Source organism: Polynucleobacter sp. AP-Elch-400A-B2, from assembly GCF_018688355.1.
Classification (GTDB): Bacteria; Pseudomonadota; Gammaproteobacteria; order Burkholderiales; family Burkholderiaceae; genus Polynucleobacter.
This window is the reverse complement of the sequence record NZ_CP061317.1, coordinates 1,292,365-1,305,677: the sequence shown is the minus strand read 5'-3', so window position 1 is coordinate 1,305,677 and position 13,313 is coordinate 1,292,365. Positions and strand designations below refer to the sequence as shown.

15 protein-coding genes are annotated in these 13,313 nt (G+C 46.2%); 10 read left to right on the top strand and 5 right to left on the bottom strand.

The window, feature by feature from the left end:
• The first annotated feature begins 91 nt into the window (after window positions 1-91).
• Genes FD977_RS06760 through FD977_RS06735 form a run of 6 tightly spaced genes read left to right on the top strand, consistent with a single transcriptional unit; the run spans window position 92 to window position 5,652 of the window.
• Window positions 92-313 (top strand): formate dehydrogenase, encoded by a 222-nt coding sequence (locus FD977_RS06760; protein ID WP_215304390.1) that lies wholly within the window; start codon window positions 92-94, stop codon window positions 311-313.
• Window positions 314-373: 60 nt separating this feature from the next.
• Complete coding sequence (locus tag FD977_RS06755; protein ID WP_215304388.1) at window positions 374-3,358, top strand: formate dehydrogenase subunit alpha; 2,985 nt, start codon at window positions 374-376, stop codon at window positions 3,356-3,358.
• A 27-nt stretch (window positions 3,359-3,385) separates the two neighbouring features.
• Window positions 3,386-4,045 (top strand): formate dehydrogenase FDH3 subunit beta, encoded by a 660-nt coding sequence (fdh3B, locus tag FD977_RS06750; RefSeq protein WP_215304386.1) that lies wholly within the window; start codon window positions 3,386-3,388, stop codon window positions 4,043-4,045.
• Window positions 4,042-4,278, top strand: coding sequence for a hypothetical protein (locus FD977_RS06745; protein WP_215304384.1), 237 nt, complete (start codon window positions 4,042-4,044; stop codon window positions 4,276-4,278). Before fdh3B ends, FD977_RS06745 begins: the two co-directional genes overlap by 4 nt.
• 47 nt (window positions 4,279-4,325) lie before the next feature.
• Window positions 4,326-5,381, top strand: a complete 1,056-nt coding sequence (locus tag FD977_RS06740) for a formate dehydrogenase subunit gamma (protein ID WP_215304382.1) — start codon at window positions 4,326-4,328, stop codon at window positions 5,379-5,381.
• Between the two features lie 10 nt (window positions 5,382-5,391).
• Entirely contained in the window at window positions 5,392-5,652 is a 261-nt protein-coding gene (locus FD977_RS06735; protein ID WP_215304380.1) for a hypothetical protein, read from the top strand.
• Here the strand turns inward: FD977_RS06735 and FD977_RS06730 are convergent, their stop codons facing one another.
• Both FD977_RS06730 and FD977_RS06725 read right to left on the bottom strand, forming a co-directional pair.
• Entirely contained in the window at window positions 5,653-6,363 is a 711-nt protein-coding gene (locus FD977_RS06730; RefSeq protein ID WP_215304378.1) for an ATP-binding cassette domain-containing protein, read from the bottom strand.
• Window positions 6,356-7,051, bottom strand: a complete 696-nt coding sequence (locus FD977_RS06725; RefSeq protein WP_215304376.1) for an ABC transporter permease — start codon at window positions 7,049-7,051, stop codon at window positions 6,356-6,358. The genes FD977_RS06730 and FD977_RS06725 overlap by 8 nt, the downstream gene beginning before the upstream one ends.
• 21 nt (window positions 7,052-7,072) lie before the next feature.
• On the opposite strand from FD977_RS06725, the gene FD977_RS06720 reads away from it, so the two are divergent.
• The 3 genes from FD977_RS06720 to cls are packed head-to-tail and all read left to right on the top strand — an operon-like array spanning window position 7,073 to window position 9,542.
• Window positions 7,073-7,318, top strand: coding sequence for a hypothetical protein (locus tag FD977_RS06720; RefSeq protein WP_215304374.1), 246 nt, complete (start codon window positions 7,073-7,075; stop codon window positions 7,316-7,318).
• Window positions 7,318-8,070: an endonuclease/exonuclease/phosphatase family protein gene (locus FD977_RS06715; protein WP_215304372.1), complete on the top strand. Its 753-nt coding sequence runs from the start codon at window positions 7,318-7,320 to the stop codon at window positions 8,068-8,070. The genes FD977_RS06720 and FD977_RS06715 overlap by 1 nt, the downstream gene beginning before the upstream one ends.
• A complete protein-coding gene (gene cls / locus FD977_RS06710; protein WP_215304370.1) occupies window positions 8,067-9,542 on the top strand; it encodes a cardiolipin synthase in 1,476 nt (491 codons plus the stop codon). Before FD977_RS06715 ends, cls begins: the two co-directional genes overlap by 4 nt.
• Here the strand turns inward: cls and FD977_RS06705 are convergent.
• Both FD977_RS06705 and FD977_RS06700 read right to left on the bottom strand, forming a co-directional pair.
• Window positions 9,539-10,723, bottom strand: a complete 1,185-nt coding sequence (locus FD977_RS06705; RefSeq protein WP_215304368.1) for a CaiB/BaiF CoA-transferase family protein — start codon at window positions 10,721-10,723, stop codon at window positions 9,539-9,541. The genes cls and FD977_RS06705 overlap by 4 nt on opposite strands.
• A gap of 45 nt (window positions 10,724-10,768) precedes the next feature.
• Window positions 10,769-11,938 (bottom strand): acyl-CoA dehydrogenase family protein, encoded by a 1,170-nt coding sequence (locus FD977_RS06700; protein WP_215304367.1) that lies wholly within the window; start codon window positions 11,936-11,938, stop codon window positions 10,769-10,771.
• Window positions 11,939-12,082: 144 nt separating this feature from the next.
• On the opposite strand from FD977_RS06700, the gene FD977_RS06695 reads away from it, so the two are divergent.
• Window positions 12,083-12,586 (top strand): YqaA family protein, encoded by a 504-nt coding sequence (locus FD977_RS06695; RefSeq protein WP_215304365.1) that lies wholly within the window; start codon window positions 12,083-12,085, stop codon window positions 12,584-12,586.
• A 16-nt stretch (window positions 12,587-12,602) separates the two neighbouring features.
• On the opposite strand, the gene FD977_RS06690 is transcribed toward FD977_RS06695, so the two are convergent.
• On the bottom strand, window positions 12,603-13,307 hold the full coding sequence (locus FD977_RS06690; protein ID WP_215304364.1) for an ABC transporter ATP-binding protein: 705 nt from the start codon (window positions 13,305-13,307) through the stop codon (window positions 12,603-12,605).
• Window positions 13,308-13,313 lie beyond the last annotated feature (6 nt).

The window sequence follows — 13,313 nt, the reverse complement described above, 5'->3', positions numbered from 1 at the left end:
TTTATATAAATTTTGTGTCGCTAATATGACAGAAATGCAATTACCAACTAAACTTGATAAATATCAAATTAGCACTAAATAGGAGCATACGATGAGCACCAAATCTACAGCCACAGTAAACGAAGAAAACAAGCCTTCCCGTAGGAAGTTTTTCATCGGGGCAGGTGCCACTGTTGGAGCGGTAGCAATAGCTTCCCAAACGCCGATTGGCAAAGCAGTGATTCAAGAAATTGGCAGCACAGTGCAGGGTAAAGATGATGGCTATCAGCTCACAGCGCACATTCGTAAGTATTACGAAACCACCATGCTTTAAATCAAGTTCTTAATTAAGCCATTTCCAAATAATTAAATAAAAATTTCTCAGGGACAACATATGAGTCTGACTCGTAAATCCAATACCCCACAGAGCGGTCGCTCTACACCTGCATCACGCCTCATTGGCAGCTTGTCACGTGGACTTCAGTCTGCCGTGCCAACGATGGATCGTCGTACCTTCCTCAAGCGCTCCGGAGTGGGTGTTGGTGCTGGTATCGCGGCAAGCCAATTAACGCTGGTGCAAAAGGCATCCGCTGAGCAAAGCAAGACAATGCTGGACGGCAAGGGTAAGATCGAGGTCAAGAGAACAATTTGTACTCACTGCTCCGTAGGTTGCGCAACTGACGCTACCGTTGAGAATGGTGTTTGGGTTCGTCAAGACTCCGCATTTGATTCCCCTATTAACTTGGGTGCTTACTGCGCTAAGGGCGCATCTTTGCGCGAGCATGGCCACGGCGATTTCCGTTTGCGCTACCCAATGAAGTTGGTTGACGGCAAATATCAACGCATTTCTTGGGATCAGGCTTTGACTGAAATCACTGCGCAGATGAAAGATTTGCGTAGCAAGTACAGTCCAGATTCACTCTTTTTTATTGGCTCTTCAAAGCACAATAACGAGCAAGCTTACTTAATGCGTAAGTGGGTTTCTTTCTTTGGAACCAACAATACAGACCACCAAGCTCGTATTTGCCACTCCACTACTGTTGCCGGTGTTGCTAACACCTGGGGCTATGGTGCGATGACCAATAGCTACAACGACATGATGAATTCGAAGGCGGCTTTGTACATTGGTTCTAACGCTGCAGAAGCGCACCCAGTGTCTATGCTCAGCTTATTGCATGCAAAAGAAAATGGTTGCAAGGTTATCGTAGTTGACCCACGCTATACCCGTACTGCAGCGAAGTCTGATCAGTATGTTCGTATTCGTTCAGGCACTGATATTCCATTCTTATTCGGTGTTCTCTATCACATCTTCAACAATGGTTGGGAAGATAAGAAGTACATTAATGACCGTGTTTACGGTATGGACGAGATCCGCAAAGAAGTGATGGAAAAGTGGACTCCTAAAAATGTAGAAGAGGCTTGTGGCGTTCCAGAAGCGCAGATGTACAAAGTTGCTGAAACAATGGCGAAGAATCGTCCAAGCACTTTGGTCTGGTGTATGGGTCAAACACAACACACCATCGGCAACGCCATGGTTCGTGCATCTTGCATTCTGCAATTGGCTTTGGGCAACATCGGTAAGTCCGGTGGTGGTGCAAATATTTTCCGCGGTCACGATAACGTTCAAGGTGCAACTGACGTTGGTCCTAACCCAGATTCATTGCCTGGTTACTATGGCCTTGCTGCAGGCTCATGGAAGCACTTTGCAACTGTATGGGGTGTTGACTATGAGTGGATTAAAGGTCGCTACGCTCCCGACATGATGGAGAAATCCGGTACTACGGTTTCTCGTTGGGTTGACGCGGTACTTGAAAAGAATGACATGATTGATCAACAGACCAACGTCAAAGGTTTGTTCTTCTGGGGTCATGCGCCGAACTCACAAACACGCGGTTTGGATATGAAGCGTGCGATGGATAAATTGGATTTGTTGGTAGTGGTTGATCCCTATCCAAGTGCTACTGCGGCAATGGCAGCAATGCCTCCTGCTGAAGGCCAGTCTATAAACAAAAATCGCAATGTGTACTTATTGCCTGCTACAACCCAGTTCGAGACAACAGGTTCAGCTACCGCTTCAAACCGCTCATTGCAGTGGCGCGAGAAAGTCATTGATCCATTGTTTGAGTCAGTTCCTGACCATGTGATCATGCAAGCATTTGCAGATCGCCTTGGCTTTGGAGAAGAGCTCTCCAAGAATTACAAGATGCTCAATTCAAAGTTTGCTGGCAAGCAGTGGAAAGAGCCAGAGATCGAATCAATTTTGCGCGAGATCAACCGCTCCGTATGGACTATTGGTTACACCGGTCAAACTCCTGAGCGCTTAAAAGCGCACATGAGAATGGCGGGTTCATTTGATCCGAAAACATTGAAGTCACGTGGTGGCGTTGATCCAGTAACTGGTTACGACACGACAGGTGATTACTATGGTTTGCCTTGGCCTTGCTACGGCACTGCCTCAATTAAGCATCCAGGATCACCAAACCTCTATGACACCAGTAAGAGTGTGATGGAAGGTGGCGGTAACTTCCGTGCGAACTTCGGTGTGGAAAAAGATGGTAAGAATTTATTGGCTGAAGATGGTTCTTGCTCTAAGGGTTCAGCGATCACCACTGGTTACCCAGAGTTTGATCACGTACTTGTGAAGAAACTCGGCTGGTGGAATCAATTAACTGAAGAAGAGCAAAAGCTTGCAGATGGCAAGAACTGGAAGACTGATCTCTCTGGTGGTATTCAGCGCGTGGTCATGAAAAACGGTTGCCATCCATTTGGTAATGCGAAAGCACGTGCCGTGGTGTGGAACTTCCCAGATGCTATTCCGACTCACCGCGAGGCGCTCTACAGTACCAATGAGCCAATGATGCGTAAGTACCCAACATCTGCGGATAAGAAGAATTTCTGGCGCTTACCAACTCTATACAAAACGCTACAAGACAAGAACTTGAGCGACAAGCTCTATGAAAAGTTCCCAATCGTTCTGACTTCTGGTCGTTTGGTTGAGTACGAAGGTGGAGGTGATGAAACTCGTTCCAACCCATGGTTAGCTGAGTTACAGCAAGAGAACTTCGTAGAGATCAATCCTAAGGCAGCAGAAGCTCGCGGCATTGAGAATTGGGACTATGTGTGGGTTAAGTCTCCAACGGGTGCCAAGATCAAGGTGCGTGCGATGGTTACTGAGCGTGTTGATCAAGACACTGCCTTCGTACCATTCCACTTCGCTGGCTGGTGGCAGGGTAACGACTTGCGCAAATATTACCCAGAGGGCGCTGCCCCAGTAGTTTTAGGTGAAGCGGTAAATACCGCCACAACCTATGGCTACGATCAGGTAACGATGATGCAAGAAACTAAAACCACCATGTGCCAAATCGAAAAATTTGCCTAAGTTAAAAAATAAAGTCAGGAGAACACAATGGCAAGAATGAAATTTATATGTGATACAGAACGATGCATTGAGTGCAATGGCTGTGTTACTGCTTGTAAGAACGACAACGAAGTGCCTTGGGGTATTACTCGTCGCCGCGTTGTTACGGTTAACGACGGTATTGTCGGTAAAGAAAAGTCTATTTCAGTTGCATGTATGCACTGTTCGGATGCGCCTTGTATGGCTGTCTGTCCAGTGGATTGCTTCTATCGCACTGATGAAGGCGTAGTCTTACATGACAAAGATATTTGCATCGGTTGTGGCTATTGCTCTTTTGCCTGCCCATTTGGTGCACCTCAGTTCCTGAGCAAGGGCGCCTTCGGCGTCCGCAGCAAAATGGACAAGTGCACATTCTGTAGCGGTGGTCCAGAAGCCAACGGTAGCGTTGCTGAGTTTGAGAAATATGGCCGTAACCGTTTAGCTGAAGGTAAGTTGCCTTTATGTGCTGAGATGTGTTCTACCAAAGCATTGATTGGTGGAGATGGCGATGTGATTTCTAGTATTTACGCTAAGCGTGTTTCAGTGCGTGAAGCAAATGGTAGATATCCAAGCAATGACATCTTTGGTTGGTCAACTGCTTATGGTCCTGCAGGTTCACCAGCTCCAGCCCCAACACCAGCCGCCAAAATTCCAGGAGCGAAATCATGAAATTGAATTTCAAAATTCTCGCCATCGGACTGGTAGCAGGTACGTTGTTATCCGCTTGCTCTGAACCGCCTGAACTTGCAGCTTATGCAGCTAAGCGCCCAGATGTAGCACCATATATGGGTGCTGACAATGGGTTCATGACTAAAGGATGGAAGCCTGGTGATCAAGTAAGTTGGACGGAAGCGATTAACAAGCGCAATCAGGGTCAATCTGAATATTCACGCGCTAAGTGATCAGTTAAACAACAATAAATAAAACGAAAACGTTTAAGGATATTTGTATGAATCGATCATTTATTAATGTCAGTCGCTCCTGGGCTTTAGCTCTTGGTGTCTCGCTAAGCCTCTTAAGTGGTATTGCCTTAGCTGAACGTGCAGCAATGCCACCTCTGCCTAGCCCCAGCGGAATTGATTACCCAAAGAATCTCAATGAAATTCCAAAGGGGACTCAAGCACAATCGCAGCCAGCAAATACCGCTCCTAAAGAGGGTGCGATATGGGATACCGCTAATAGCGATCCATATAACTATGTCAGCATTCCTGATAAAGAGGCGAGCGTATTAATTCAGCGTGCTGGTCAACAGTGGCGCTTGATTCGTAATGGTGTCATTACCGTCTACGGAGCTTGGATCTTGGCAATTGCCTTCTTTGGTATTGCTGCCCTGTTCTTAGTTAAGGGCCCAATTAAACTGCACGCCCCTTTGTCTGGCCAGAAAATTAAGCGATTTAACGGCTTTGAGCGTTTCACCCACTGGGTAATGGCTGCCAGCTTTATTGGACTAGCTTTAACCGGTATGTTGATTTTGTGGGGCAAGTACTTTGCACTACCTTTAATGGGTGGTTTAGCCTATGGATCATTCCTGATGATTTGTAAGAACATTCATAACTACTCTGGACCATTGTTCACTTTGAGCGTTGTCATTTTCTTCTTACTGTTTGCTACTCGCAACATCCCAGGCAAGGGTGACCTTACTTGGTTGATGACGCTTGGCGGCGCATTGACTGGTAAGCACCCACCTGCAGGTTTCTTTAACATGGGTGAAAAAATCTGGTTCTGGTTTGGTATGGTTGTTTTAGGCCTCACTATTTCGGCTTCAGGGTTTGTACTTGATATGATCGTGCCGTTTATGGATGTGCAGTATCTCCGTGGCACTATGCAGTTGGCTAATATTATTCATAGCGCTGCTGCTATCTTGATGACTGCAATGGCAATGGGGCACATCTACATTGGCTCTATCGGTATGCAAGGTTCAATTGACGGTATGAAAACTGGCTACGTTGATGCTACTTGGGCCAAAGAGCACCATGAGCTCTGGTACGACAAAGTTAATAAATAAGGACATGGCCATGAAAAAAATCATCGCTCTCACACTCTGTTCATTAGCAAGTGCAGTTGCATTTGCTGCTTTGCCACCGTTAACGCCTGAAGCTCAAGAGGCTGCTGCTTTGACAAAAGCAAAGGCTGCCTACGGCGATAGAATGGGCGCATTCCAGCTATGCCAAGCTCAAAATAAGGTAGCTGAACGCTATAGAGTTTCTGGGACTCCGGCTCCAGCAGCTTGTGTGGCTCCGCCACCATTCGTTGCGCCTGTGGCTGCAGCAAAGTAATTAGTCGACGAGCAACTCTTGATGTAAGTAGCGTTTAGCTGCTTGTGTCTGGGGATCGGCAAAGAAGGGACCTACGGGTCCCTTTTCTTTTATCTGACCCTGATCAATGAAGATGATGTACTCAGCGATTCTTTGTACTTGTGCAAGTTGGTGGGATGTGAAGATGACGTCAGAGCCTTGAGACTTAAATTGGCGAATGATCTCTTCTACTTGCTCTGTGGTGTTTGGATCTAAATTAGCAGTAGGTTCATCTAGCAAAACCAAATGAGGATTTTGCAGAATGACTCGACCCAAGCAAAGCTTTTGTCTTTCACCTGCCGAGAGTTTGTTTGCAGGACTGTTAGCAAGATGGCTCAATCCAATTTGCTCCATCACCAAATCGATAGCAATAGAGTTGATTGAGGAGTCTGAGTCTTTCACCATCGCAATATTAGTTCGTGCTGAGGCTTTGATCATCGGCGTATGGTGCAATATCAGAGATGATTTGATGGAGGTGCTTGAGTGGGCGACAGTGCCTGAATCTGGTTTGATTAAGCCATCAATTAACTTCAGTAAGGTCGTCTTACCGGCACCATTAGGTCCAATACATGCGCAAATTCTGTCGGCAGGAATAATTGCATCAGGGATATCTAAGATGATGCGCCCATCACGTTTAACAATGACGTCTTTGAACTCGACAAATTGCTGGAATTGTTCGGAATGATTAACCATAGCGACGCTCCGCAATTTGGCGAACTGCAAATGTAAAGAGATTTGCCAGCAAAACAATGCCCAATAAAACTATACCCAAGGCAAGTGCCAATGGGAGATCGCCTTTGCTAGTTTCTAGGGCAATTGCTGTTGTCATGGTACGAGTAGATTGATTAATATTGCCGCCGACGATCATGACGGCGCCTACTTCAGATATTGCCCTAGCAAGTCCAGCCAGAATGGCAATGGTGAGTGAGAAGCGGCAATCCCAAAGAAGCCATTTCAGGGCAGAAAGTCTAGGTAGGCGAAGTGCCATAAAGGAATCCCGGTGAATTCTCCAAGAATCCTCAAGGATTTGGCGGCTCAGAGCGGCAATGAGCGGGGTTGTGAGCAGTGTTTGGGCCAGGATCATGCCCTTGTGTGTGAAAAGCCATCCCCACACTCCTAAAGGCCCTGTTCTGGAGAGTAGTAGATACACAATGACGCCAATAATCACGGTTGGCACTCCCATGAGGGTATTCAAGATCAGCGTAATGGTTTGTTTGCCCTGAAATTCCTCTGTAGCTAACAGGGCACCAATGGGCAGTCCTAGTAGGGCGCCCAGTAATAAAGCGCTCAAACTGACCTGAAGCGAGACCAGCACAATGCCAATCACTCCAGCATCTAAATGCAAAAGTAGTCCGAAAGCATCCTGAAAGGTCATCAACATGGGCTAGATTCTAGCAAGGCGATGGCAAAATGGCATAAATGCAAACAATTTCCCTTTTCTGAACTCATGGCTGAAGTCATTTGCCTCTGTAATGAGGTCCTTGATGTTGATCTTCGCGAATATCTCGATGGGCATCCGATCGATTCGATTGAAGACTTGCGCGAGCAGGCCTCTATTTGTAATAAGTGCATGCAGTGCCAAGAATTAGTTGAGGTTGAAATCTATTTGGCGCGGGTGCGACGACAGCGCGCCGCAGGACAGTTTTGATGACACCAGTGCAATTCGGTCGGTTTAGCGTCATGACTATGAATGTCCACAAAGGACTATCGCCTCTGCACAGAAAATCCACTATTTATGAGTTGCGTCAAAAAATGCGTAGCCATCATCCAGACTTGCTATTTCTACAAGAGCTTCAGCAAGAACATCGTGGGCGGATCAGGAGATTTGGCCATTGGCCACTAACAGAGCTCACCCATTTTTTATCAGAAGACTTTTGGCATGATTGGCACTACGGTAAAAATGTTGAGTATCCAGACGGTCATCATGGCAACGCTATTCTTTCAAAGAGACCATTGCACAAGGGTGAAAACTACGATATCTCAGCCTATCGATTCGAGAGGCGGGGCTTGCTTCATAGCGTTACTCAGTTAGAAGGCAATGAAACGCCGATCCATTGTTTTTGTGTCCACTTGGCTTTATTTGAAAGAGGACGAGAGCGTCAATTAGATGAAATTATTCGTTATATTGACTCACTCGCAGAGGGCGGACCAACCATTGTGGCTGGCGACTTTAATGATTGGCGTAATCGCGTGAGTGCCCCGATGCGCGCCGCTGGTTTTCAAGAGGTTTTTGAGGTGCTTACAGGCGCTCCTGCAAAAACCTTTCCCAGTGTAAAGCCTATGCTTCCCATGGACCGAATTTATGTACGAGGCTTAAAGATTCATTCAGCAGCAGTTTTGCATGAATGCTTAAAGCTCTCCGATCACTTAGGTATTACTGCTGAACTGGAAATCATATGAGCATATTAAATTTTCTATTGGGCTCTATTTTTGGGTTCTCTTTAATTTGGGTTCCCATAGTTCATGCAGTCATTGTGATTCTGTTTGGATTTAGATTAATTTCTGTGAGAAGACCAGTCGGTGTTGCGATTGCATGGTTTTTGATTGTGATCTTATTTCCAATTCTAGGTATCAGTCTCTATATCTTGATTGGGGAACGCCCCGTAGGTCGCAAGCTCACGAGAAAAATTATTCGGATGGATAAAGAATATGCGGCCATCACGGCAGAGATGCGTCAGCACTATCAAGCCGATAAGTTGCAACTCCCAATCGAGGGTAGGGCTCTTAGCTTATTGGCAGAATCCAAAAATGGATCCCCTGTGATTGCTGGCAACAAGATCGAGTTATTTACGAGCTCACTAGTAATCCTGCAGGATTTCATTAACGAAATTAATCAGGCAAAAAAATCACTACATTTAGAGTTTTATATATGGGCATTGGGTGGTGATGCTGATCGAGTGGGTGAGGCCTTAATTGCAGCAGCTCAACGTGGCGTGGTTTGTAAGGTGTTATTGGATTCATTGGGAAGTAAAGATTGGTTTAAATCCAGCTGGCCTAAGCGCTTTAGAGATGCTGGTATTCAAGTGACTGAGGCATTACCAATTCAAATTGGACGCTTCCAATTTCGCCGTGCGGATCTCAGGCTACATCGCAAAATATTTGTGATTGATAACGCTGTCGTTTGGACTGGCAGTATGAATATGGTTGATCCGCGCACTTTTAAGCAAGACTCCGGTGTGGGTGAGTGGGTAGATGCTATGGTCAGGATTGAAGGCCCGGTTGCATCTCAGTTTGAGCTGACATTCTCTTTTGACTGGAGTGTGGACAACACAAAAATCAATCACTTCAAAGCTGTGGCACCCGCTCCCAGTCCGATTGAGGGGCAAGTGCTTGCCCAAGAGTTTTCTTCTGGGCCGGTGTATCGCGATGACATCTTGTATCAAGTATTACTCTCCGCCATCATGGATGCTCGCAAAGAGCTCATCATTACTACGCCTTACTTTGGTCCGGATGATGGCTTGATTCAGGCGCTGATGGCAGCAGCTGGCCGTGGAGTAAAGGTCACTTTGATTGTTCCTAAATTGAATGATTCAGCGCTAGTCGCCTGGAGTAGTCGTAGCTTTTATGCTGACCTGATGAGTGCAGGCGTCAATATCGCTGAATTTCATGGTGGCTTGTTGCATACCAAGAGCTTGCTAATAGATAAGCAAGTAGCAATTTTTGGTTCAGTAAATTTCGATCAACGTAGCTTGCGTCTCAATTTTGAGATCAGCTTGATTGTTTACAACGAAGCGTTTTGCGCCAAACTCGAGACTTTGATTGAGTCCTACTTAGCTCAATCTGATTTGGTTGATCCAGTAAGTTGGTCTAAGCGACCACGTTGGCGTGTTTTGCTAGAGAACGCAGCGCACTTAGCTTCACCTCTACTTTAAATCGCTCCTTGGCTGCGCATGACTTCAATCTCGCTTGCGGTAATACCAAGCTCAGATAGGATTGCTTCTGTATGCTGACCTACAGCAGGAATATCATCCATACGGTAATCAAAGCTGTTATTGCTACCAGGCGGTAGCATCGCTGGAATAGGGCCTACGGGTGATCCGACTTGCACCCAGCGCTCGCGTGCTTTGAGTTGATCATGATTCCATAAACCCTGCATATCATTGAGTCGAGCGTTGGCGATTTGGGCTTGATCCAGCTTTGCGATGACCTGCTCGGTAGTGAGTTTGCTAAAACACGCATCAATGATGGAGAGTAATTCATCGCGCTTTTCATTGCGTTTGAAGTTTTTATCAAAGCGCTCATCCTTGGCCAGCGCTTGATTCTCAAGCACTATCTCACAGAATAAAACCCACTCACGATCATTTTGTAAGCCCAGCATGATGGTGCCGCCATCGCCCGCCTTAAATGGCCCATAAGGATAGATCGTGGCATGGGATGCACCATTACGAGGAGGGGGCGTTGCACCCTCATAGGCATAGTAGAGTGGATAACTCATCCATTCACCTAAAGACTCGAGCATTGAAACATCGATCGTAGATCCCTTGCCGGTCTTGCCCCGTTGCAATAATGCCGCTAGTACATTGGTGTACGCATACATGCCTGCAGCAATATCGGCAATCGAGTTACCTGCTTTGCTAGGGGTATCTGGAGTGCCGGTAACGGATAAGAAACCAGCCTCACTCTGAATCAATAGGTCATAGGCCTTTTTGTCGCGATAAGGACCATTGTTTCCATAGCCTGAGATGTCGCACAAAATTAAGCAAGGATTCTCTTTTTGCAAGAGCTCTGCAGTCAATCCCATCCGTGCCGCTGCACCAGGCGCCAAATTCTGCACTAGAACGTCAGCCGTTTTGAGTAGCATCTTTAGTGCTGCTAGCGCAGATTCTTGCTTGAGATCTAAGGTCAGGCTTTCTTTGGAGCGATTGACCCAAGTGAAGTGAGAGGATATGCCATTGACGCGCTCATCATAGGCGCGGGCGAAGTCTCCAGCACCAGGTCTCTCTACTTTAATAACGCGCGCACCCAAGTCTGCTAACTGACGTGTGCAAAAAGGAGCAGCAATTGCATGCTCTAAAGAAACCACGGTAATGCCATCCAAAGGACGAATACTCATGTCATTACTTATCTAAAAATAGAATCAATCAAAACGTCTGCAACATCAGAAGGAGCGTGGTAGACCCAAAATATGTTCTGCAACGTAGGAGTAGATTAAGTTCGTGGAGATCGGTGCAACTTGATAGAGACGGGTCTCGCGGAACTTACGCTCCACATCATATTCATTAGCAAAGCCAAAACCACCATGCGTTTGTAGGCAAACATTAGCTGCTTCCCAAGAGGCTTTTGCAGCTAAGTACTTTGCCATATTAGACTCTGCACCACAAGCTTGATTGTTGTCAAAAAGCTCGCACGCTTTAAAACGCATCAGGTTAGCTGCCTCAGTCTCAATAAAAGCATCAGCAATGGGGAACTGAATACCTTGATTCTTACCAATGGGGCGATCAAACACAACGCGGTCATTAGCATAACGACGTGCTTTATCTACAAACCAATAGGCATCACCAATACACTCAGCTGCAATGAGGACCCGCTCAGCATTGAGGCCATCTAAGATGTACTTAAAGCCTTTACCTTCTTCGCCAATGAGATTCTCAGCTGGAATCTCTAAGTTATCAAAGAAGACCTCATTGGTTTCATGATTGACCATATTGGCAATCGGCTGAATAGACATACCGTTACTGATAGCGTCTTTAAGGTTAACGATAAAAATCGACATACCTTCTGATTTTTTCTTTACCTCTGCCAGGGGAGTGGTACGCGCGAGCAGAATCATCAAATCAGAATGCTGAATACGAGAGATCCACACCTTCTGACCATTCACAATGTACTTATCACCTTTTTTGACAGCAGTAGTTTTAAGTTTGGTAGTGTCGGTGCCTGTAGTGGGTTCAGTCACTGCCATACTTTGGAGGCGTAATTCACCGGTAGCGATTTTGGGGAGATAGAGTTTCTTCTGTAGGTCGGAGCCATGGCGCAATAATGTGCCCATGTTATACATCTGACCATGACAAGAGCCTGCATTCCCACCGGAAAAATTAATTTCTTCCATGATGACTGAGGCCTCAGCTAAACCCAAGCCAGAGCCACCGTATTCCTCAGGAATTAATGCTGCTAACCAGCCTGCTTGGGCCATAGCATCTACAAACGCCTCAGGATAGTCACGCGCGTGATCTACCTTTTGCCAGTAAGCAGAGTCAAAGCTGCCACAGAGGTCGCGCAAAGCTTCACGCATGTCTTGATATTGGTCTGGCTTAGGAATGGGATGATTCATAGATGAATGAGTGAGTTAATAAAGCAATTAATGTGTAAGACCCATAGTTTAAGCAAGATTTCAGAATAGCGGGCGGTCGAGGATGGGGCATACTGAGCTTATGTTTCAGCCCTTTAATATCCACCTATCGGGAGTCATTGCTTAATGGAGCAAATGCTCAGCCAATTCTTTGACTTCTTTGGAATGCCGTCGATTGGTTTACCAGCGGTATTTATCAGTGCTTTTATCTCCGCAACCTTACTACCCGTTGGCTCAGAGCCGATACTGTTTGGGTACGTTTCAGTCAACCCCCACTTATATTGGATCGCCATTATGGTGGCCACTATCGGCAATACATTAGGGGGTATGTTTGATTGGTGGCTCGGACTGATTAGCCGTAATAGTTTTGAGTCCCTCAAAGGGCCCACTAATGGCAGAATGCAGCGCTGGCTCGAGGAGCGGGGGCCAAAGATGCTCTTGTTATCTTGGTTGCCTGGCTTTGGCGACCCCTTATGTTTGGCAGCAGGCTGGCTTAGATTAGCTTGGGGACCATGCTTAATCTATATGTTTATTGGTAAGTTACTACGCTATCTCACGATGACTTGGCTATTAACTTTGGTGCCCTCCAGCGTTTGGCACCAATTAGGACATTGGCTAGGCATAATCTAGGCAAGACTTTGAAAGATTAAACAGCGCAGTATTTTTGCTGAATCTCGTCGTTATTCAAGAGATTTTGAGCGGTGTCATGGAAAACAATTTCACCCTGATCCAAAATATAAGCTCTATCCGAAATCTTCAGTGCTTGCTGAACATTTTGCTCTACGAGGAGAATGGTTAATCCCTGTTGCTTTAGTTTGGCAAACAGTTCAAACATTTCTTCAACCAATACCGGCATGATCCCTTCCGATGGTTCGTCCAGCAAGATTACTTTTGGCTTGCCAATCATAGCGCGAGCAATCGCTAGCATCTGCTGCTCACCACCTGACATGGAAGTGCCATCTTGCTGCAACCGCTCCTTCAGGCGAGGGAAAGTTTCTGCGATTTCATCAACCAGAGCACTCATATCGCCACGACTTTTCTTGGCAATCACACCCAACTCTAAATTTTCTTTGACAGTTAGTCCTGGAACAATGCGTCTATCTTCTGGGACATAAGCTAAGCCTAGGTGATAGCGTTCATGTGCCGCAAGATCCAAGAAGGAGGTGCCATCAATCGAGGCTTTACCTTCTCTCTTCGACAGTAGGCCCATTAGTGAACGTAAGGTAGTGGTCTTGCCCGCACCATTACGGCCCATTAAGGTAACGATTTCACCGCTATTGACTTCTAAGGAGACGCCTTGCAGAACATGGCTACGGTCGTACCAGGCATTTAAATTTTCTACACGCAACATATATAA

Coding starts and splice junctions, on each gene's coding strand:
- fdh3B (WP_215304386.1), top strand. CDS start 3,386: ATGGCAAGAATGAAATTTATATGTGATACAGAACGATGCATTGAGTGC.
- cls (WP_215304370.1), top strand. CDS start 8,067: ATGAGCATATTAAATTTTCTATTGGGCTCTATTTTTGGGTTCTCTTTA.
- FD977_RS06730 (WP_215304378.1), bottom strand. CDS start 6,363: ATGGTTAATCATTCCGAACAATTCCAGCAATTTGTCGAGTTCAAAGAC.
- FD977_RS06745 (WP_215304384.1), top strand. CDS start 4,042: ATGAAATTGAATTTCAAAATTCTCGCCATCGGACTGGTAGCAGGTACG.
- FD977_RS06740 (WP_215304382.1), top strand. CDS start 4,326: ATGAATCGATCATTTATTAATGTCAGTCGCTCCTGGGCTTTAGCTCTT.
- FD977_RS06690 (WP_215304364.1), bottom strand. CDS start 13,307: ATGTTGCGTGTAGAAAATTTAAATGCCTGGTACGACCGTAGCCATGTT.
- FD977_RS06715 (WP_215304372.1), top strand. CDS start 7,318: ATGACACCAGTGCAATTCGGTCGGTTTAGCGTCATGACTATGAATGTC.
- FD977_RS06755 (WP_215304388.1), top strand. CDS start 374: ATGAGTCTGACTCGTAAATCCAATACCCCACAGAGCGGTCGCTCTACA.
- FD977_RS06695 (WP_215304365.1), top strand. CDS start 12,083: ATGGAGCAAATGCTCAGCCAATTCTTTGACTTCTTTGGAATGCCGTCG.
- FD977_RS06700 (WP_215304367.1), bottom strand. CDS start 11,938: ATGAATCATCCCATTCCTAAGCCAGACCAATATCAAGACATGCGTGAA.
- FD977_RS06735 (WP_215304380.1), top strand. CDS start 5,392: ATGAAAAAAATCATCGCTCTCACACTCTGTTCATTAGCAAGTGCAGTT.
- FD977_RS06725 (WP_215304376.1), bottom strand. CDS start 7,051: ATGTTGATGACCTTTCAGGATGCTTTCGGACTACTTTTGCATTTAGAT.
- FD977_RS06705 (WP_215304368.1), bottom strand. CDS start 10,723: ATGAGTATTCGTCCTTTGGATGGCATTACCGTGGTTTCTTTAGAGCAT.
- FD977_RS06720 (WP_215304374.1), top strand. CDS start 7,073: ATGGCAAAATGGCATAAATGCAAACAATTTCCCTTTTCTGAACTCATG.
- FD977_RS06760 (WP_215304390.1), top strand. CDS start 92: ATGAGCACCAAATCTACAGCCACAGTAAACGAAGAAAACAAGCCTTCC.